Below are 17,770 nucleotides of genomic sequence, written 5' to 3' on the forward strand. Positions count from 1 at the left end.
ATAACAGAAAGAGCGACCAGCGGATCCTGTGAAGCCTTTGGGCTTGCTTGAGCCGTGGTGCCTGGAAACAGGCATGCCCGGTTCTGAGGGGGCCGGGTCATGGCAACGTGACCCGGCTACCCGACCGTCATCGCGCGGTCGCCACCCGGTTCGCCAAGCTCGCCGTCCGCTACCCCACCGTTTACCTCGACGCCGTCAACGAATGGCTCTGATCAACCCTGAAAAAGGGCCTAGATCGGTGATGGGGGTTTTCGAGAGGTCGGGTTAGTGGTCGTAGGCGATCAGTGATCGCTTGGTCGGGGCGTTGATGAGCCAGTTGTGCCAGATCGCGGCGTTGAGGGCGCAGATGCGCTGGCATAGGCGGGTCCACAGGCCCTCGGTGGTGCGGGCGGCGTGGCGTTCCAGTCCGAGTTGGTTCTTCAGTGTCCAGATCACCGCTTCGATGCGCTGGCGCAGCCAGGCCGGGAACACTTTCACGGCGGGTTCGGGCTCGTCGTCGCGGACGGGGCGGATCAGGACATGGCCCAGGTCGGCGGCGGCCCTTTCCACCCCGGCTCCGGCGAATCCCCTGTCGCACACGATCGGGCACGGTCCCGGCGCGGCCTGCCGGACGTGCAGCAGGTGCACGGCCTGTTCGCGTTCGTCCAGTTCTTTGGGGTGGGCCAGGCTGAAGGCGCACACCGCGCCCTCGGCGGTGGTGATCAGCATCAGCTTGGCGCCCCAGTAGAAGGCGTGGTGCGATTTGTCCATGCCGCAGCCGGCGATCTCGCCCAGTGCCGAGCGGTGAACGGTGGTGCGCGAGGCACCGCAGCGCAGCGGGGTGCCGTCCATCAGCCGCAGCCGGTCGTGCCAGGACGGGACGTGGCGGACCAGCCACATCGATGCGGCCAACAGGGCCGGGGCCGCATCGCGCAGGTGCCGGTTGTACTGCGCCTGGCCGGGCAGGCGCGGGAACAGGTGTCCGATCCTGCCGCGGGCACTTCGCAGCCACCGGCGCTCGGAATCACACCCGAGCAGCACCTGGGCGACGGCGACACAGACCAGCTCGGCGTCATTGAGCACACGGTCGGGACCGCGTCTGCGGGGCCGGTCGGCCGAGCGCAGGACATGGTCGTCCAGATGGACATAGAGTGCGGTCAGAAGGGCGTCCAGGTTTGTTTTCACACACTGATCATGGGCGCCCTTCGCCATGCCCGCGGCCGGTTCACTAAATCCCCATCAACGATCTAGCGGCGGTTGGCCTCGGCGAAGGTTTGGGGGTGGGTGAACCAGTCGGCGTCCAGTCTTTCGCCGGTCAAGGATTCGAGGGTGGCCATCGCCGTTTCCCAGTCCGGGCCGGGGCCGGGGTGGGCGCGGAGGGTGCGGAGGGCGTCCAGGTGGTCGGTCAACGCGTGCGGGGTGGTGCCCGATGGGTTCTGCGGGTCGAGCGGGTCCAGTTCGGTGATCAGCTCGCCGTCGGCCAGGTAGTAGAGGCGGCTGAAGTTGTTGATCAGCCAGAAGACCGAGTGCAGCGTGGCGCCTCGGCTCAGGGGCTGGAGTGCGTCCAGTTCGGCGGTGGCGGTGCCGTAGGAGACGATGACGACCGCGTCGCCGCGTTGTTCCAGGAAGAGCGCGTCGTCGGGGTCGTAGTCGTCGGCGGCCGGGCGGTGTGCGGTGAGGGTGGCCGGGGCGCCGTTCAGGCGGCGTACCGCCTCGTGGACGGTCATTCCCGGTCCGCGGACGACCGTCCAGGACAGGTTCTCCGACGCGCCGGGGTCCGGTGGGAGGCGGCTCAGGTGGTCGAGCACGCGCACGTAGTGCTGGATCTGCTCCGGTGACGGGCCGGCCATGATCGTCTCCTTCGGGGGTCGGCGCCCGCACGACCCTAGCGCCGCCTTGACCTCAAGATTGGTTGAGGTTGGAGAGTGGGGTCGAACAGTTTCGGAAGCGAAGGGGGCGGCCATGCGGGCGATCCAGGTGAAGGAGTTCGGTGGGCCGGAGGTGCTCGGCGTCGCGGAGGTGCCCGAGCCGGTGCCGGGGCCGGGGCAGGTCGTCGTCGGCATGGCCGTGGCGGACGTCATCTTCCTCGACACCCTCCTGCGCGGGGGCTGGGGGCAGGACTTCTTCCCCCGGACGCTCCCCTACGTGCCGGGCGGCGGTGGAGCGGGCGAGGTGCTGCGGACGGGCGACGGCGTCGATCCGGCGTGGATCGGGCGGCGGGTGGTCGTGCGGACCGGGACCGGGTACGCCGAGCAGGTCGTCGCCGGGGAGGGCGAGATCATGCCGGTTCCCGGCGGGCTGGCGGCCGGGACGGCGGCGGCGCTCGTCCACGACGGTGTGACGGCGCTCAGCCTGGCGCGGCTGGGCGCGCCCGCGCAGGGGGAATGGGTGCTGGTGTCGGCGGCGGCCGGCGGGGCCGGGTCGCTGCTGGTGCAGCTCGCCGTCGACGCGGGCGCGCGGGTGGTGGCGGCCGCGTCGAGTGAGGCCAAGCTGGAGCTCGCGCGCGAGCTCGGGGCGGAGGTCGTCGTCGACTACACGCGGGCGGACTGGGTCGAGCGTGTGCGCGAGGCGACCGGGGGCGGGGTCGCGCTCGCCTACGACGGTGCGGGCGGGCCGCTGGGGTTGGCCGCGTTCGACGCCGTGGCCGATGGCGGGCGGTTCGTCACGTATGGCACTGCGGAGGGTTTCACCGACCCGGACAAGGACGTGGCCAAGCGCCGTGGCGTGCGGGTGCTCGCTCCGCTGATGGACGGGCCGCCGGACGAGGCGACCGTGCGCGAACTGCTGGGCCGAGTGCTTGAGCTGGCCGAGGAGGGGCGGCTGAAGCCGGTGATCCGGGCCACGTATCCGCTGGAGCGGGCGGCGGACGCGCACCGCGCGCTGGCCGAGCGCGCCACGGTCGGCAAGTCTCTGCTGGTCGTGGACGCCGAGCGGGCCCGCTGAGCGGAGCGGAGCACCCGGCCCCCATGCCGTGGGGTGCGTCGGCACCCCTCATTCGCTATAAATGTAGCGATACATCTGTAGCGAATGGAGGGCGCCATGGACGACGTCGTCATCGTGGGGGCCGGGCCCACCGGGCTGATGGCCGCCTGCGAGCTGGCCCTGGCGGGCGTGTCCTGCGTGGTCGTGGACAAGCGCGGCGGTGAGTCCGGCGTCACCCGGGCCTTCGGCCTGCACGCCCGCGCCCTGGAACTGCTCGACGCCCGCGGCATGGGCGACGAACTGGTGGCGCTGGGCAACCCGCTCAGGACGGTGTACCCCGCCTACGCCTCGCGCGTGGACTTCGGCCGGCTCGACACGCGGTATCCGATGCTGCTGATCGTGCCCCAGAACGGCACCGAGAAGGTCCTGCGGCGGCGCGCCGCCGAACTGGGCGTCGAGGTCCGCCGCGGCGCGGAGGTCACCGGTCTGGCCCAGGACGCCGAGTCCGTACGGCTCACGCTCGCGGACGGGACCGCGCTGGACGCCCGGTACGTCATCGGCGCGGACGGCGCCCACAGCACCGTCCGCGGGCTGGTGGGCGTGGGCTTCGCCGGCGCGGCCTACAGCCTGCCCATGCTGCTGGCCGACGTCCGCGTCCCCGGCTCCGAGCCGCCGCCGATCACGCAGGTCGGGCCGCAGGGCGTGGTGGTGACCCTCCCGTTCGGGGACGGCTGGTACCGGGTCGGCGCGTGGCTGCGCGAAGACCGGGAGGACGCCGATTTCGACCGGATCCGTACGGCGTTCCGGCAGATCGCCGGCACCGACTACGGCATGAGCGAGCCGCGCTGGTTCTCGCGTTTCGCCGCCGAGCGCCGGCAGGCCCGCGACTACCGGGCGGGGCGCGTCTTCCTGGCCGGGGACGCCGCCCACGTGAATTCGCCGATCGGCGGGCAGGGCATGAACACCGGCATCCAGGACGCCGCCAACCTGGGCTGGAAGCTCGCCGCCGACCTGCGCGGCTGGGCTCCGCCCGGGCTGCTCGGCACCTACCACGCGGAGCGGCATCCCGTCGGCTCCGCCGTCCTCGCCATGACCGACCACCTCACCGGGCTCGTGCTGAGCGGGTCGCGGGTGCGGCTGGCGGCCAACCGGCGGATCATGGCGGCCCTGCTGCGCACCGGCGCGGGCCGCCGCCGCATCCTCGGCAGGCTGTCGGGGCTGGAGTTCGCCTATCCGCCCGGCGGGCCCGGCGCCCACCCGCTGGCCGGGCGCCGCGCCCCCGACCGCCGCACGGACGTGGGCCGCCTGTACGAGGTGCTGCGCGCGGGGCGGTTCGTCCTGCTGTCGGACGAGGCCGTGCCCGTCCACTGGCGGGACCGCGTGCGGCAGGCCAGGCCGGAGGACGCGACCGGGCCGGCGGCGACGCTGGTCCGCCCGGACGGGTACGTGGCCTGGGCCGGCGACCGCGCCGGCGTCGAGGCGGCTCTGGTGGAATGGTGCGGTCCGGCCGACCGCACCGATCTGGAGGGGCACCGTGCCACCGCCTAACCCGCAGCGACGCGCCCGGCTCGCGGACGCGGCCATCGCCGTGCTGGCCGAGCAGGGGTCGCGCGGGCTCACCCACCGGGCCGTCGACGCCGGCGCCGGCGTCCCGGCCGGGACCGCCTCGCGCTACTTCCGCACCCGCGACGCGCTCCTCGACGAGGTCATCGAGCGGATCACCGACCGGCTCGGGGACCGGGTGGCCGCCCACACCGTCCGGCCGATCTCGCCCGCGGACCTGGAGGAGGCGCTGGTCGCCGTGCTGACCCTGATGCTGGCCGAGGGGGGCCACGACCCGCTGGCCCTGTTCGAGCTGCATCTGGAGAGCACCCGCAACCCGCGGCTGCGGCGGATGCTGACGGACGCTCTGCGCGCCCGCGCCGATCTCATCGTCCGGCAGTGCCATGCCGCCGGGATGGAGGTCAGCCCGGACGACGCCATGCTCCTGGAGATGAGCGTCCTGGGCATTCTGTTCACCGCCCTGACCACCGGCGTCCCGGAGTCGCCGGGCGAGCCGATCCGCACCGCCGTGCGGGCTCTGCTGGCCCGTTACGGAAGCCCGGCGGCGACCTAGGCCCGCCGCCGTAGCGAAAAGGCACGGCGAAAAGGCATGACGAAAGGCGCGCCCGACCATTCGGGCGCGCCTTTCACTAGAGGCGGGGGCGGGATTCGAACCCGCATCACCAGGCTTATGAGACCTGCATGCTCCCGTTGCACTACCCCGCACCGGCCTTTCGATGGTAAAAGGCCGGTGCGGGGCGGAGCCAATGGTTTTTCGCGCCCGGGTCAGGTGGTGGCGTGGACGCGGGCGTCGGCCTCGACGGCCTCGCGCAGGTGCTGCTCGGCGTCCGCGCTGAGCGAGGTCTGCAGGATCTCACCGCCGTACTGGGCGACCTGCGGGATGACCTTGTCCGGCGTCACCTTGGTGACGAGGAGGAACAGCGCGGCGCCGCCGGGCTGCAGCTTCGCGCCGAGTTCGCGCATGAACGAGTCGTCCACGCCGACGTCCGACGCGGCGCCGCCCGCGGCACCGGCGGCGGCGCCGACCGCCGCGCCGATCAGCGGGGCGAAGAACAGCATGCCGAGCAGGCCGCCCCAGACGGTCCCCCAGGCCGCGCCCCGGCCGGTGGTGTTGTGGATCTGGTGCAGCTTGATCTTGCCGTCGAGGCGCTTCTCGACGACGGCGGCGTCCGCGAGCGCGATCACGTTCTGCCGCTGCATGTCGATGAGCCGGTCGCGGACCTCGATGGCACGGTCGAGGTCCGGATAGGCGATGGCGATGAGATCGCTCATTGAAGTGTTCCCCCCAAGGATGTGACGCCTGAGCGTTCCGGGACGATGCCCACCCCAATGCCCGGCAATACACCGGTAGTAGAAAGATGCCCGATTCCAGTGGAGCCTTTGACCGTGCCGCACGGCACCGCCGCGGCACCGTCGCGGCACCGTCGCGGCCCCGGGATCAGCAGATGCGCGGCAGCGGATCGCCCACCAGAAGGTCGATGATGCGGGTGCCGCCGAAGGCCGTCTTCAGCAGGACGGTGCCGGGCGGGTCGTCCCGGACGTGGCCGATGACGGCGGCGTCCGCGCCCAGCGGGTGGGCGTGCAGCGAGGCCAGCGCCGCATCCGCCGCGCCGGGCGCCACCACGACGACGGCCCGGCCCTCGCACGCGACGTACAGCGGGTCGATGCCGAGGAGTTCGCAGGCGCCCCGGACGGCCGGGTGGACGGGGATCGCGTCCTCGTCCACGACCACGGCGAGGCCCGCGTCCGCCGCCAGCTCGTTGAGGACGGTCGCCACCCCGCCGCGCGTCGCGTCCCGCATCCGGCGGACGGTGCCCCGGCAGCGGGCGGACAGGTCGGCGAGCAGGCAGTTCAGCGGCGCGGTGTCGGAGGCGAGGTCGGCCTCGATGTCGAGGTCGCCGCGCGCCAGCATGACCGTGACGCCGTGCTCGCCGATCGGGCCGGTGACCAGGACGGCGTCGCCGGGCCGGAGCTCGCCCGTGGGCGGGGAGTGGACGACGCCCACCCCGGCGGTGTTGATGTAGCAGCCGTCGGCCTTGCCGCGCTCGACCACCTTGGTGTCGCCCGCGACGATGTCGACGCCCGCGGCGTCGGCGGCGGCGCTCATCGACGCGGTGATGCGGCGCAGCGACGCCACCGGGAAGCCCTCTTCGAGGATGAACCCGGCGGACAGGTGCAGCGGGGTCGCGCCGGCGACGGCGAGGTCGTTGACCGTGCCGTTGACGGCGAGGTCGCCGATGTCACCGCCGGGGAAGAACAGCGGCGACACCACGTAGGAGTCGGTGGTGAAGGCCAGGTCGGCGCCGTTGACGGCGAAGCGCGCCGAGTCGTCCAGGCGGTCGAGCAGCGGATTGCCGAACGCCTCCTTGAACACCGCGTCGACCAGGGTGCGGGTGGCCTTGCCGCCGGATCCGTGCGCGAGCGTGATCGCGTCCTCGCGCAGGCGGGCCCGCCGGCCGCGCGCCCGCGCGATGCGTTCGAGGACCTGCTCCTCGCGGATCGTCATCGGGTGGCCTCCTTGACGCGTTCCCGGGTGAACCGGCCGAAGTTGTAGTAGGCGGCGCAGGCGCCCTCGGACGACACCATGCAGGTGCCGATCGGCGTCTCCGGGGTGCAGGCCGTCCCGAAGACCTTGCACTCCCACGGTTTCAGGACGCCCTTGAGCACCTCGCCGCACTGGCACGCCTTCGGGTCCGCGACCCGGCCGCCCGGGATGTCGAAGACGCGCTCGGCGTCGAACGCGGCGTACTCGTCCCGCAGGCGCAGCGCGGAGTGCGAGATGAACCCGAGGCCGCGCCACTCGAAGTACGGGCGCATCTCCATCGTGCGGGCGATGGCGTCCAGCGCCTTCGGGTTGCCCTCCCACGGGACGACCCGGCCGTACTGGTTCTCGACCTCGGCGCGGCCCTCCGCGAGCTGGGTCAGCAGCATGCGCACCGACTGCAGCAGGTCCAGCGGCTCGAAACCGGCGACGACCAGCGGCTTGCCGTAGTCGCCGGGGATGAACGCGTAGGGCCGGCAGCCGATGACCGTCGAGACGTGGCCGGGGCCGAGGAAGCCGTCCAGGCGCAGGTCCGGCGAGTCCAGGATCGCCTTGATCGCCGGGAGGATCGTCACGTGGTTGCAGAACACCGAGAAGTTGGTGATCCCGGCCGCCGCCGCGCGCAGCACGGTCATCGCCGTGGACGGCGCGGTCGTCTCGAACCCGATCCCCATGAACACGACCCGGCGGGACGGGTTGCGCTCGGCGAGCTTCAGGGCGTCCAGCGGCGAGTACACCATCCGGATGTCGGCGCCCGCGGCCTTCGCGTCGAGGAACGAGCCGCCCCCGCCGGGCACGCGCATCATGTCGCCGAACGTCGCCAGGATCACGCCGGGCCGGGACGCGATGTGGACGGCGTCGTCCACCCGCCCCATCGGGATCACGCACACCGGGCAGCCCGGCCCGTGCACGAGGGAGACGCTCTCCGGCAGGTAGTCCTCGACGCCGTGCTTGTAGATGGTGTGCGTGTGGCCGCCGCACACCTCCATGAACTTGTAGTGCCGGCCGGGCTCGCACAGGGAGGCGATCGAGGCGGCGAGCGCCCGCGCCCTCCCCGCGTCCCGGTACTCGTCGACGAAGCGCATCAGCCGATCTCCGATTCCCGCAGCGCGTCGATCTCGTCGTCGTAGGCGGCGCCGAGGCCCTGGAGCAGCTCCAGCGTCGCCCGCGCCTCCGCCTCGTCGATCTTGGACATGGCGAAGCCGACATGGATGAGGACCCAGTCGCCCGCGGCGAGCCGCTCCCCGTCCAGCAGGCCGATGTCGACCGACCGGCGGACGCCGCTGACGTCGACCTCCGCCACCGGCCGGTCCGTCCCGACCGCCATGATCTCGCCCGGTATCGCCAGGCACATCAGCCTGCCTCCCCTGTGGTCTCGGACCGGGCCAGTTCGGACTGCGTCAGCTCCCACAGCGCGTGGTAGACGGTCGTCTGCGCCTCCTGGATCCGGTGCACCGACGACGACGGCACCACGAACAGGTGGTGCAGGCCCGGCGTCTCCGCCATCCGCCCGCCGCCGCAGCCGGCGAGCCCGACCGCCGTCATGCCGCGCCGCGCCGCCTCCCGCAGCGCGGCGACGAGGTTGTCGGAGTCGCCGCTCGTGGACAGCGCCACCGCGATGTCGCCCGGCCGCCCGAACGCGGCGAGCTGCCGCGCGAACACCACCTCGAACCCGATGTCGTTGGACAGCGCGGTGATGGCGGCGGTGTCGTTGGTCAGCGCGAGCGCGGGCAGCGGGCGCGCCGCCCCGCCCGGGTTGAGGAACAGCGCGGCGACGTCCTGCGCGTCCGTGGCGCTGCCGCCGTTGCCGAACGCGAACAGCCGGCCGCCCGCGCGGAACGCGGCCGCCATCCGCGCGGCGCAGGCGGCGAGCTCGTCGGCGTACTCGGCCAGGACGGCCTCCCGGAGCCGGACGATCTCGTTGGCCTTGTCGGCCGTCGAGCGCCGGACGTCCTCCAGCAGCGTGTCCAGCCCGGAGCCGCCCGCGTACAGGAACGGGTAGAGCATCTCGGTCACGTCACGACCCCGATCGCCTCCTTGGCGTGGACGAGCACGGTGTCGCCGGCGGCGGCGTCCACCAGGGCCACGCTGATCCGCTCGATCCCCCCGCTCCCGGTGTCGACGTCGGCGAAATCGCCGTCGACAAGCCGGAGGACAGTGGCTGGGCGCGCCTCGTCCGCGCAGGTCGTGCAGTGGCCGTCTTCCTCGCATCCGGTCACGCGAGCACCTCCTCGCCGAGCACGCCCGGCTGCTCCAAGAACACGTGGACCAGCTCCCAAAGCAGGTGGTAAGCGGTGACGTGCACTTCCTTGACCACGCGCGGGTCGGTGGACGGCACGGTCACCAGGTGGTCGACGGCTCCGGGCAGCGCCCCGCCGTCGCCGCCCGCGAGCGCGACCGTCAGCATCCCGAGGCCGCGCGCGGCCTCCATGGCGCGCAGGACGCTGCCGCACCGGCCGTCCGGCGAGATCCCGAACGCGATGTCGCCGGGCCCGCCGAAGCAGCGGACCTGGTGCGCGAACGCGTCGTCGAACCCCGGCCCGGCGCAGATCCCGGTGAGCGTCGCGACGTCGCCGGTGAGCGACAGCGCGGGCAGCGCCCGCTTCCCCACGATCACCGGGTGGACGAACTCGACCGCGACGTGCTGGGCGTCGGTGGCGGCGCCGCCCGCGCCGAACGCGAGCAGCCGCCCGCCGCGGTGGAACCGCGCCGCCATCGCGTGGCACGCGGCGGCGATCGCGCCGGCCTCGCCCGCGAGCGCCGCGCCCGGCGCGGCGCGCCGCGCGAACACCTCCGCCGCCGTGCCGCTCATCCGCCACCGCCCGGCGGCGGCGGGACGTCGCGGAGGCCGTGCTGGCGCAGCGACAGCTCCACGGCGAGGTCCCAGCGCTCCGACAGCTCCGCCGACATCGCGTGCGCGTCGTCGCACAGCGCCGTCGCGACCCGCGCCGTCTCGGCGTCCCCGGCGCGCTCGGCGACGCGGCGCAGCATCTCGGCGGACGCGATCTGCAGGTGCGCGGCGACGTAGGCGTCCCGGACGTGGCGGCCGGCCTGGTCCCGGCGGGTGCGCCCCAGCCCGGCCTCCAGCACGGACGCGAACAGCTGCCCCGCGTCTCGGACGATGGACGGCGCGGACCCGTGCGCCCGCAGCCGCGCCTCGATCTCGCGGGTGTGCGTCCGCGTCCGCTCGGCGTAGCGGCCGAGGCGCCGGCAGACGTCCGGCTCCGCCGCCACCGTGGTGAGCAGCTCGCTCAGCGTGGCCTCGACATGCTCCTGCAGCGCGTGCGCGTCCTTCAGGTACCCGACGAGCTGCCGGTCGATGGTCGTCATGGCCCGTGTCCGATCCCGTGTCAGCGGCGCGGTCACATCGACTCGGCCTTGATGTACCTGCGGATCGCGGGCACCTCCCTGACCGCCGCGGCGACCGCGGTGAGCGCGAGCAGCGCGACCGTCAGCCGGACCACGCCGGGCCCGATGTGGATTCCCTTCCTCATGCCACAGATCCCCCCTCTGTGTCCGTGTGCGTCTCCAGTTCCCTCACGAGCAGCCGCTCGACCAGCCGGACGGCCTCGCCGACGGCCGCGCGGACCGGCGCGCTGAGCTCCATGTCCCAGGTCGCGTCCGTGGTCTGCGCCGACGGCTCGCACGCGACCAGCAGGATCCGCGGCGGCACCGGTCCGCTGCCGCGGGCCAGCCGCAGCACCCGCGCCGGGTCGAGCCCGTGCGCGTCGACCGCGGCGCCGCCGAAGTCGTCGGAGCCGGGCTCCGGCTCGATGAGCGAGACGGTGCCGGGCTCCTCGCCGCGGGCCGCCGCGTCGACCAGGACCGCCGTCCGGTAGCCGTCGCCGAGCGCGTACATCAGGTCGATGCCGCGGATGCCGAAGTCGGTGACGGTCACGCCGGCCGGCACCGGCCGCTCCGCCAGCCGCCGGACGACCTCCACCCCGAACCCGTCGTCGCCGTGGAACACGTTCCCGATCCCGGCGACGAGGACCCTGCGGGCCGCGGCGTCCTGCGGCAGCGGCTCCACCTCGTCCAGCCCGACGAAGAACCGGTGGCCGAGCTGGTCGCGGGCGCCGAGGTCCCGGCCGGGGTCGTCGTCGACCGCGACGACCAGGTGCAGGCCGCCCTCCATGTCCTCCTCGACCCGCTCGACGGTCGCGGTGCGGCCGAGCAGCGCGAGGTCGAAGATGTCGGCGCCGCCCCGCGGCCGCAGCCGCACCCGGCTCCCCGCGGTCAGCTCCCGCCCGCCGACGACCGCCCGCGCGTTCACCACACGTCCCTGCGGGGATCGCGCATGGTGCCGTGCAGGACGAGCAGCTCGTCGGACGACAGCGCGCCGCACCGCTCCAGGATCCGCCGCGCCTTCGGGTCGGTCGCCGCCATCTCCCGGCGCTCGTCCTCGGTGAGGCCGAGCACGCTGAGGATGAGGAGCCGGTCGATCTCCGTCCCGTCGAACAGGTCGCCGGGGCTCTCCGGCGCGACCTGCGGCCAGTCGTAGAGGACGATCGGCGCCGCCAGCACCGTGTCGAACCCGCCCGGCTCCCCCGCCAGCACCGGCCACAGCCCCTCGCTCGCGCACCCCGCGACGGCGGCGGCGAGCCGCTCCGGCGGGTCGGTGCACGAGGCGAACGCCCCGCCGCCGCCCGCACGCGCCACGACATGGGCGGACAGCATCCCGGCCCGGACCGCGTCGCCGTGCTCGGCGGCGTCCCCGCCGTTGACGACCTCGACCCGGACCCGCACGGCGCCGTCCTCCACCGGCACGGCCGAGACGTCGACCCAGCCGGTCACCCGCCCCCACGACCGCGTGAAGCGGGCACCGCCGCCGATCTCCTCGTCCTCGGCGCCCGGCGGCACCTCGACCGGGATCCGCACCGGCCCGCCCAGCAGGCGCTCCAGCGGGACGCGGCCTCCGGTGAACTCGCGTTCGCGGGCCTCCTGCCAGGTCGTGTACGTCTCCACGCCCCGGCTGAGCTCGTCCACGGGGGTGTCGCCGTCCATGACCTGGCGGTGCACCTCGTGCAGGAACCGCAACGCGACCTCGACGTCGGTCTCGCCGCCGGGGTCCAGGACGAACTCGGCGCGCACCGTCCAGTGGTCGTCGTTGCGTTCGGCGTAGCGGCGCGGGTAGACGCCGCCGATCGTCCAGCGCCGCTGGTTCTTCAGCGCCGACCGCCGGTACGGCCACAGCAGGTATCCCTCGTAGAGGACCGTGTCCGCGACCGCCCTCACACGGTCCACTCTTCCTCCCCTTCGCGCGCCGCCTCCGCCTGCCGCAGCAGCTCGTCGACCGTGTCGTCGAACGAGGAGTGCGCGCGGCGCGCCCGGTAGGCGGCCAGCCGGCCGAAGCACGCGTCGTCCAGGCGGAGCCAGCGGGCGCCGCCGTAGTAGCGGTCCATCAGGTCACGCCACGCCTGGACGGGCAGCACGCCCGTCGCCTCGTGGTGCCACGGGATCTGCCCGGTGCGCAGCTTCCCGTCCTCGCCCGGGTAGAACACCGTGCCGTTGAACGTGAGGTCGAGGGGGACGTCGCCGTCGTCGAGCGCGTGCAGGTAGCGGTCGGCCGCGACCTGCATGTCATGCCCGCACGGCAGCGACAGCGTCACCTCCGTCTCCCCGCGGAACGTCGGCACCGTCGCGCCGACCCGCGCCCACGTCAGCCCGCGCAGCGACCTCTCCCACATGTCCGGCGTGCCGAACACGCCGGTGAGCCGCTCCTGCTCGGCGTCTCCGTACTCCCGCCGCGCCGCCGCGATCGTCACCGTCGTGGTCAGCAGGACGCACTGCACGGGCCCGCCGTCCAGCCGCCGCAGCCCGATCCGCAGGTTCAGCGTCGGCGTCGCCGCGAACGCCTCCGCCTCGACCCCCAGCAGCTCGAGCCCCAGCTCCGGCGCCCCATTCCCCTCGCTCATGCTGGAGACAAATTCGGCATCGAGTCCAGGATCGGCTCGCGGTGCTTCGCGTTGATCCCCGTGGAGCGGCGCTGGTTCGAGGTGCCGTCGGGCAGGTGGCCCGGCTGCTTCTCGTAGTTCCCCGCGGCGTTCCCCTCGCGGACGCCCCGCGTGTGCGACGGCGTGTCGGGTTTCACGTCGGGTCTCCCCAACCTGATCATCTGTCCCCCTCCAACTCCTCGAAGAACGTGCGGATGCGGTGCCGGACGGCGTCGCCGCCGGTGAAGCCCGTCCAGTGCGCGCGCAGCAGGGCGGTGAGCCGGAAGCAGTCGTCGACCGGGAGGATCCAGTGCTCGGCGGCGCCCAGCGCCCGGTGGACGACGAGCGCCTCCACGTCCGGGCGCAGGTCCGCCAGCACGGGGTTCGCGCGGGTCAGGCGCTCCCAGCTCGCGGCGTGCACGGGCGCGTGCAGCGCGCCCGCCGGGCTCGGGTAGCGGGCGGTGACCTCGCCCGACGCGGCGGCGGTGAAGAACGCCAGGTCGACCGGGACGCCGAGGGCGGCCCAGAGCGGGCCGTCCAGGTGGAAGCCGGCCAGCCGGCGGCGCTCGTCCGGGACGAGCCGGTAGTGGCGCCCGCCCGCCGCGTGGTCGGCGAACAGCACGGTGCAGGCCCCGCACGCGCACAGCGGGTCGCCCGTCCCCAGGTCGAGGAGGTGCCGGTGGACGTCCGGCAGCGGCTCGCCGCACAGCTCGCACCGCTCGGCGGCGGCGGCCGCCGGAGGGCGCGGCTCCCGGCGGGCCAGCGCGGCGAGCCGGGGCGTGGACAGGGCGGCGGTCATGCGCGGCTCCGCACCTGGTCGAGGGTGATCAGCACCGGTTCGGGGGCGGGCGCCGCGATGTCGACGCGGTCCAACTCCGGCGCCGCCGCGCGGACGGCCCGCTCGACCGCGTCCAGCACGGGACGGGGCGGCGCGGCCCGGCCCTCGGCGGCGACCGCCAGCCGCAGCGCGCCGTCCTCGATGCCGCCGAACTCGGCGGACGTGCGGTGCTTGGCGAGGAAGGTCTCCAGCGCGCCGAGCGCCCGCCGCACCCGCGCCTCCGCGGTCTCCGGGTGCAGGCCGTGGACGAGCAGCAGGTGGCGGATCAGCTCGTCCTCGATGAGGGCGCCGGTGTCGCCCGCGAGCCGCATGACCCGGTCGAGCGCCTCCCCGTACAGCTCCACCAGCGCGTGGACGGTGTCCGCCGCGGCCGGGTCGAGCCGTTCCAGCAGCCCCTCCAGGCGCTGGACGTGCTCGCGTACGCGCTCGTCGTCCCAGCTCATCGTTCCTGCGCACCGAACATCGGGGAATGGCGCTTCTCGATCGTCCGGCCGCCGCCGAGGTACATGTGGACGCCGCACGGCAGGCACGGGTCGAAGCTGCGGACGGTCCGCATGATGTCGATGCCCTTGAAGTCGTCCGGCCCGTTCTCCTCGAAGATCGGCTGGCCCTGCACGGCGTCCTCGTACGGGCCGGGCGTGCCGTGGGAGTCGCGCGGGCTGGCGTTCCACGGCGTCGGCGGGTACGGCTGGTAATTCGCGATCTTGTGGTCGCGGATGACGAGGTGGTGCGACAGCACGCCCCGCACCGCCTCGTGGAACCCGACGCCGATCGCCTCGTCCGGCACCTCGAAGTCGGTGAACACCTTCGTGCGGCCCGCCCGCACCTCGTCGAGGGCCTTCTCGGCGAAGTACAGCGCCATCCCGGCCGCGTAGGCGACGAAGTAGGCGCGGGCCCGGTCGCGCTCGATCGTGTTGGCGAACGGCGGCGGCGTCCACTCCAGGTTGACCTCGGGCATGCCCGGCGTCTTCGGCAGGTCGATCTGCACGCTGCGCCCCGTGGACCGGACGTACGGCGTGTCCACCAGCCCGGCCAGCGCGGTCGTCCACAGCCGGGCGAGCGGCCCGCCGCCGGTGTCGAGCGCGAGGTGCTCCTCGGTCACCGGATGCAGCCAGCACGGGCTCATCACCCAGCTGTACTTGCCGCCGTCCAGGTCGCGCTTCTGCGGGTGCGGCAGCGTCGTCTGGTTCCACGGGTACCGCTGGTCGATGGGGTTGCCGAGCGGGTCCTGCTTGACGAACGTCTCCTCGTTCGCCCAGTCGTCGTAGTACGAGCTGCCGAGGAGGATCCGCATGCCGAGGTTGATGTCGACCAGGTCGGTGGTGAGGAGCTGGCCGTCGATCACGATGCCGGGCGTGACGTACGCGGCCCGGCCCCATTCGGACATGTGCCGGTAGTCGTAGTCGCAGACGTCGGGGTTCTGGAACGCGCCCCAGCAGCCGAGCAGCGTCCGGCGCCGCCCCACCTGGTCGTAGCCGGGCAGCGCCTCCAGGAAGAAGTCGAAGATGTCGTCGTTCATCGCGACGGACCGCTTGACGAAGTCCAGGCAGCGCGTCAGCCGGACGAGGTAGTCGGTGAACACCTGCGGCGTCGCGACCGTCCCCACCCCGCCCGGGTACAGGGTGGACGGGTGGACGTGCCGCCCCTCCATCAGGCAGCACATCTCGCGGGTGATCCGGCTGAGTTCGAGGGCCTGCTTGTAGACCGACCCCTCGAACGGGTTGAACGCCGCCATGATGTCGGCGATCGTCTTGAAGCCGTGCACGGAGCCGCGCGGCGCCTCGGTCGTCCTGGCCGTCGCGAGGAGGCCCGGGTTCGTCTCGGCGACCATCCGCTCGCAGAAGTCGACGAACACGAGGTTGTCCTGGAACAGCGTGTGGTCGAACATGAACTCGGCGGCCTCGCCGAGGTTGATGATGTAGTCGGCGAGGGGCGGCGGCTTGATCCCGTACGCCATGTTCTGCGCGTAGACCGAGCAGGTCGCGTGGTTGTCACCGCAGATGCCGCAGATGCGGCTGGTGATGAAGTGGGCGTCGCGCGGGTCCTTGCCCTTCATGAACACGCTGTAGCCGCGGAAGATGGACGAGGTGCTCCGGCACTCGGCCACCTCCCGGTTCGCGAAGTCGATCTTGGTGTAGATGCCGAGGTTGCCGATGATCCGGGTGATCGGGTCGAACGCGACCTCGACGAGGCCCCCCTGCCCCGGGGACCGGTCGCTTCGCACGCTGGTGCCCTGCTTCATCGGTGAGTGCCCTGTCTCATCGGCGCGGCCTTTCGGTGACGACTCTCTGCGGTGACGGCTCTGCGGTGACGGTTCGGCGTATGGGTCAGGTGCGCGGCCAGCGGGGCTGGTAGCCGCTGGTCAGGCGGTCGCGGTTGTGGCGCCACCGCGGTTCCTCGTTGGCGCTCCGGTTGGTGATCGACCGCATCGTCCGGATGAACGGCCCGTAGGTCTTCAGCAGCGTCGTGGACAGGTTGCCGCCGGGCGGCTCGTCCATGAACGGCATGAACTTGTCCGGGAAGCCGGGCATCGTGCAGCCGATGCAGATCCCGCCGACGTTGGGGCAGCCGCCGACGCCGTCCATCCAGCCGCGCTTGGTGACGTTGCAGTTCACCACCGGGCCCCAGCACCCGATCTTCACCTGGCACTTCGGCGAGTTGTAGTCGAAGGCGAAGTCGGCCTGCTCGTAGTAGGCGGCGCGGTCGCAGCCCTCGTGGACGGTCTTGCCGAACAGCCACGTCGGGCGGAGCTTGTCGTCCAGCGGGATGACCGGCGCCTGCCCGGCCGCCTGGTGCAGCACCCACAGCAGGGTCTCCATGAAGTTGTCCGGCTGGACGGGGCAGCCGGGCACGTTCACGATCGGCAGGCCGCCCGCGGAGCGGAAGTCCCAGCCGAGGTAGTCGGCGAGGCCCATGCAGCCGGTCGGGTTGCCCGCCATGGCGTGGATGCCGCCGTAGGTGGCGCAGGTGCCGGCCGCGACGACGGCCCACGCCTTCGGCGCCAGCCGGTCGATCCACTCGTTCAGCGTGACGGGCTCGCCGGTCTCCGGGTCGTTGCCCATCGACGTCCAGTAGCCGTCGCCGTTGATGTTCTCGTTCGGGACCGACCCCTCGACGACGAGGATGAACGGGTCCAGCTCACCGCGCGCGGCCTGCCGGAAGGCCTCCACGAACGCGTCGCCGGTCTCGTAGGCGAGCACCTTGTTGTGCAGGTGCACCTTGGGGAGGCCGGGGATCGCGCCGAGCAGCACGTCCTCGATGCTCGGCAGCGTGGCGGCGGTGACCGAGACCGTGTCCCCGTCGCAGCTCATGCCCTCGGACGTCCACAGGATGTGGATCTCCTCCGTCGGCGGCTGCGACGTCGGCGGTCCCGGCGCGGCCTGTTCCGGCGCGGTGCTCGCCATCACGGCTCCCTTCCCCCGCAGTGATCATCACCAGTTCGGGCCTGCCCTGCCGGATGGGCCCGAAACACCGCCCGAAGAGCCGTTAAACAGCGGTCCCGAATTCGGTCAACACACCGTTTGACGAGGGAAGATCGGGGGCACCGCAACAGCGCTCCCGCAACGGTTCCGGGGGCCCGGACGGGACGGAGGACGCGTGCACGAACTGGCCGTCACGGAGAGCGTTATCGCGGCAATAACTACGCAATTGCCCGATTCGCGGGTGGTGGTGGTCCACCTCGAAATTGGGAGACTTTCCGGAGTCATGCCGGACGCGGTGCGGTTCTGCTTCGCGCTCGCCGGGGAGGGGACCTGCGTGGAGGGCGCCCGGCTCGACATCACCGAACCGGACGGGGTGGGCGACTGCGCGTCCTGCGGGCTCACCTTCCCAGCGCGCGCGCCGCTCGCCGTGTGCCCCTGCGGCAGCGCCGACGTGACGGTCAGCGGGGGCGCCGACCTGACGATCAAAGCGGTGGAGGTCGCCGACGATGTGTGAGACCTGCGGCTGCGACGCCGCTCCGGGGGACGCGCGCCTGACGACCCTCCCGCCGCC

At 72.9% G+C, this 17,770-nt stretch carries 23 protein-coding genes and 1 tRNA gene; 4 read left to right on the forward strand and 20 right to left on the reverse strand.

Features of this window, described 5'->3' with window-relative positions:
* Window positions 1-264: 264 nt before the first annotated feature.
* Both ETD96_RS22575 and ETD96_RS22580 read right to left on the reverse strand, forming a co-directional pair.
* Window positions 265-1,164 carry a transposase gene (locus ETD96_RS22575; protein ID WP_138638484.1) on the reverse strand — a complete coding sequence of 300 codons (900 nt, stop codon included), beginning with the start codon at window positions 1,162-1,164 and terminating at the stop codon, window positions 265-267.
* Window positions 1,165-1,226: 62 nt separating this feature from the next.
* Entirely contained in the window at window positions 1,227-1,829 is a 603-nt protein-coding gene (locus ETD96_RS22580; RefSeq protein WP_138638465.1) for a DUF6461 domain-containing protein, read from the reverse strand.
* Between the two features lie 112 nt (window positions 1,830-1,941).
* Between ETD96_RS22580 and ETD96_RS22585 the strand changes: the two genes are divergently transcribed.
* The 3 genes from ETD96_RS22585 (at window position 1,942) to ETD96_RS22595 (ending at window position 5,017) form a co-directional block, all read left to right on the forward strand.
* On the forward strand, window positions 1,942-2,922 hold the full coding sequence (locus ETD96_RS22585; protein ID WP_138638466.1) for a zinc-binding dehydrogenase: 981 nt from the start codon (window positions 1,942-1,944) through the stop codon (window positions 2,920-2,922).
* Between the two features lie 96 nt (window positions 2,923-3,018).
* Window positions 3,019-4,449 (forward strand): FAD-dependent oxidoreductase, encoded by a 1,431-nt coding sequence (locus tag ETD96_RS22590; protein WP_171069178.1) that lies wholly within the window; start codon window positions 3,019-3,021, stop codon window positions 4,447-4,449.
* Window positions 4,436-5,017, forward strand: a complete 582-nt coding sequence (locus ETD96_RS22595; RefSeq protein WP_171069179.1) for a TetR/AcrR family transcriptional regulator — start codon at window positions 4,436-4,438, stop codon at window positions 5,015-5,017. The genes ETD96_RS22590 and ETD96_RS22595 overlap by 14 nt, the downstream gene beginning before the upstream one ends.
* A gap of 80 nt (window positions 5,018-5,097) precedes the next feature.
* On the opposite strand, the gene ETD96_RS22600 is transcribed toward ETD96_RS22595, so the two are convergent.
* The 18 genes from ETD96_RS22600 to ETD96_RS22680 all read right to left on the reverse strand — a co-directional run bounded on the left by ETD96_RS22600 (window position 5,098) and on the right by ETD96_RS22680 (window position 17,181).
* Window positions 5,098-5,169 (reverse strand) — tRNA-Met (locus ETD96_RS22600).
* A gap of 60 nt (window positions 5,170-5,229) precedes the next feature.
* Complete coding sequence (locus ETD96_RS22605) at window positions 5,230-5,736, reverse strand: DUF1269 domain-containing protein (RefSeq protein WP_138638469.1); 507 nt, start codon at window positions 5,734-5,736, stop codon at window positions 5,230-5,232.
* Between the two features lie 166 nt (window positions 5,737-5,902).
* Window positions 5,903-6,970 (reverse strand): hydrogenase expression/formation protein HypE, encoded by a 1,068-nt coding sequence (gene hypE, locus ETD96_RS22610; RefSeq protein ID WP_138638470.1) that lies wholly within the window; start codon window positions 6,968-6,970, stop codon window positions 5,903-5,905.
* On the reverse strand, window positions 6,967-8,091 hold the full coding sequence (gene hypD, locus ETD96_RS22615) for a hydrogenase formation protein HypD (protein ID WP_138638471.1): 1,125 nt from the start codon (window positions 8,089-8,091) through the stop codon (window positions 6,967-6,969). The genes hypE and hypD overlap by 4 nt, the downstream gene beginning before the upstream one ends.
* Entirely contained in the window at window positions 8,091-8,360 is a 270-nt protein-coding gene (locus ETD96_RS22620) for a HypC/HybG/HupF family hydrogenase formation chaperone (protein WP_138638472.1), read from the reverse strand. The genes hypD and ETD96_RS22620 overlap by 1 nt, the downstream gene beginning before the upstream one ends.
* The gene (locus ETD96_RS22625; RefSeq protein ID WP_138638485.1) at window positions 8,360-9,013 is read right to left on the reverse strand and encodes a D-sedoheptulose-7-phosphate isomerase; all 654 of its coding nucleotides are present in this window, start codon (window positions 9,011-9,013) and stop codon (window positions 8,360-8,362) included. Before ETD96_RS22625 ends, ETD96_RS22620 begins: the two co-directional genes overlap by 1 nt.
* A 5-nt stretch (window positions 9,014-9,018) precedes the next feature.
* Entirely contained in the window at window positions 9,019-9,225 is a 207-nt protein-coding gene (locus ETD96_RS22630; protein ID WP_138638473.1) for a HypC/HybG/HupF family hydrogenase formation chaperone, read from the reverse strand.
* Window positions 9,222-9,818, reverse strand: coding sequence for a D-sedoheptulose-7-phosphate isomerase (locus ETD96_RS22635; RefSeq protein WP_138638474.1), 597 nt, complete (start codon window positions 9,816-9,818; stop codon window positions 9,222-9,224). Before ETD96_RS22635 ends, ETD96_RS22630 begins: the two co-directional genes overlap by 4 nt.
* Window positions 9,815-10,336, reverse strand: coding sequence for a DUF892 family protein (locus ETD96_RS22640; protein ID WP_138638475.1), 522 nt, complete (start codon window positions 10,334-10,336; stop codon window positions 9,815-9,817). The genes ETD96_RS22635 and ETD96_RS22640 overlap by 4 nt, the downstream gene beginning before the upstream one ends.
* A 32-nt stretch (window positions 10,337-10,368) precedes the next feature.
* Window positions 10,369-10,500, reverse strand: a complete 132-nt coding sequence (locus ETD96_RS47645) for a hypothetical protein (RefSeq protein WP_274704635.1) — start codon at window positions 10,498-10,500, stop codon at window positions 10,369-10,371.
* Entirely contained in the window at window positions 10,497-11,279 is a 783-nt protein-coding gene (locus ETD96_RS22645; protein WP_240808030.1) for a hydrogenase maturation protease, read from the reverse strand. Before ETD96_RS22645 ends, ETD96_RS47645 begins: the two co-directional genes overlap by 4 nt.
* Entirely contained in the window at window positions 11,276-12,250 is a 975-nt protein-coding gene (locus tag ETD96_RS22650; RefSeq protein WP_138638476.1) for a hypothetical protein, read from the reverse strand. Before ETD96_RS22650 ends, ETD96_RS22645 begins: the two co-directional genes overlap by 4 nt.
* Window positions 12,238-12,921: a DUF6084 family protein gene (locus ETD96_RS22655; protein WP_138638477.1), complete on the reverse strand. Its 684-nt coding sequence runs from the start codon at window positions 12,919-12,921 to the stop codon at window positions 12,238-12,240. Before ETD96_RS22655 ends, ETD96_RS22650 begins: the two co-directional genes overlap by 13 nt.
* The gene (locus ETD96_RS22660; RefSeq protein WP_240808032.1) at window positions 12,918-13,097 is read right to left on the reverse strand and encodes a hypothetical protein; all 180 of its coding nucleotides are present in this window, start codon (window positions 13,095-13,097) and stop codon (window positions 12,918-12,920) included. Before ETD96_RS22660 ends, ETD96_RS22655 begins: the two co-directional genes overlap by 4 nt.
* A gap of 20 nt (window positions 13,098-13,117) precedes the next feature.
* Window positions 13,118-13,738, reverse strand: a complete 621-nt coding sequence (locus ETD96_RS22665) for a DUF5947 family protein (RefSeq protein ID WP_138638479.1) — start codon at window positions 13,736-13,738, stop codon at window positions 13,118-13,120.
* Window positions 13,735-14,220, reverse strand: a complete 486-nt coding sequence (locus ETD96_RS22670) for a hypothetical protein (protein ID WP_138638480.1) — start codon at window positions 14,218-14,220, stop codon at window positions 13,735-13,737. Before ETD96_RS22670 ends, ETD96_RS22665 begins: the two co-directional genes overlap by 4 nt.
* The gene (locus ETD96_RS22675; RefSeq protein WP_240808034.1) at window positions 14,217-16,001 is read right to left on the reverse strand and encodes a nickel-dependent hydrogenase large subunit; all 1,785 of its coding nucleotides are present in this window, start codon (window positions 15,999-16,001) and stop codon (window positions 14,217-14,219) included. Before ETD96_RS22675 ends, ETD96_RS22670 begins: the two co-directional genes overlap by 4 nt.
* 103 nt (window positions 16,002-16,104) lie before the next feature.
* Window positions 16,105-17,181, reverse strand: a complete 1,077-nt coding sequence (locus tag ETD96_RS22680; protein ID WP_138638482.1) for an NADH-quinone oxidoreductase subunit B family protein — start codon at window positions 17,179-17,181, stop codon at window positions 16,105-16,107.
* 193 nt (window positions 17,182-17,374) lie between these two features.
* Between ETD96_RS22680 and ETD96_RS22685 the strand changes: the two genes are divergently transcribed.
* Window positions 17,375-17,713, forward strand: coding sequence for a hydrogenase maturation nickel metallochaperone HypA/HybF (locus tag ETD96_RS22685; protein ID WP_138638483.1), 339 nt, complete (start codon window positions 17,375-17,377; stop codon window positions 17,711-17,713).
* Window positions 17,714-17,770: the final 57 nt, after the last annotated feature.

This window comes from Actinomadura geliboluensis, from assembly GCF_005889745.1.
GTDB lineage: Bacteria > Actinomycetota > Actinomycetes > Streptosporangiales > Streptosporangiaceae > Spirillospora > Spirillospora geliboluensis.

What these genes read in the sequence shown, in the direction of transcription:
- ETD96_RS22605 (WP_138638469.1), bottom strand. Translation starts at nt 5,736, where the DNA reads ATGAGCGATCTCATCGCCATCGCCTATCCGGACCTCGACCGTGCCATC.
- hypE (WP_138638470.1), bottom strand. Translation starts at nt 6,970, where the DNA reads ATGACGATCCGCGAGGAGCAGGTCCTCGAACGCATCGCGCGGGCGCGC.
- ETD96_RS47645 (WP_274704635.1), bottom strand. Translation starts at nt 10,500, where the DNA reads ATGAGGAAGGGAATCCACATCGGGCCCGGCGTGGTCCGGCTGACGGTC.
- ETD96_RS22580 (WP_138638465.1), bottom strand. Translation starts at nt 1,829, where the DNA reads ATGGCCGGCCCGTCACCGGAGCAGATCCAGCACTACGTGCGCGTGCTC.
- ETD96_RS22655 (WP_138638477.1), bottom strand. Translation starts at nt 12,921, where the DNA reads ATGAGCGAGGGGAATGGGGCGCCGGAGCTGGGGCTCGAGCTGCTGGGG.
- ETD96_RS22680 (WP_138638482.1), bottom strand. Translation starts at nt 17,181, where the DNA reads ATGGCGAGCACCGCGCCGGAACAGGCCGCGCCGGGACCGCCGACGTCG.
- ETD96_RS22585 (WP_138638466.1), top strand. Translation starts at nt 1,942, where the DNA reads ATGCGGGCGATCCAGGTGAAGGAGTTCGGTGGGCCGGAGGTGCTCGGC.
- ETD96_RS22665 (WP_138638479.1), bottom strand. Translation starts at nt 13,738, where the DNA reads ATGACCGCCGCCCTGTCCACGCCCCGGCTCGCCGCGCTGGCCCGCCGG.
- ETD96_RS22670 (WP_138638480.1), bottom strand. Translation starts at nt 14,220, where the DNA reads ATGAGCTGGGACGACGAGCGCGTACGCGAGCACGTCCAGCGCCTGGAG.
- ETD96_RS22620 (WP_138638472.1), bottom strand. Translation starts at nt 8,360, where the DNA reads ATGTGCCTGGCGATACCGGGCGAGATCATGGCGGTCGGGACGGACCGG.
- ETD96_RS22640 (WP_138638475.1), bottom strand. Translation starts at nt 10,336, where the DNA reads ATGACGACCATCGACCGGCAGCTCGTCGGGTACCTGAAGGACGCGCAC.
- ETD96_RS22590 (WP_171069178.1), top strand. Translation starts at nt 3,019, where the DNA reads ATGGACGACGTCGTCATCGTGGGGGCCGGGCCCACCGGGCTGATGGCC.
- ETD96_RS22625 (WP_138638485.1), bottom strand. Translation starts at nt 9,013, where the DNA reads ATGCTCTACCCGTTCCTGTACGCGGGCGGCTCCGGGCTGGACACGCTG.
- ETD96_RS22635 (WP_138638474.1), bottom strand. Translation starts at nt 9,818, where the DNA reads ATGAGCGGCACGGCGGCGGAGGTGTTCGCGCGGCGCGCCGCGCCGGGC.
- hypD (WP_138638471.1), bottom strand. Translation starts at nt 8,091, where the DNA reads ATGCGCTTCGTCGACGAGTACCGGGACGCGGGGAGGGCGCGGGCGCTC.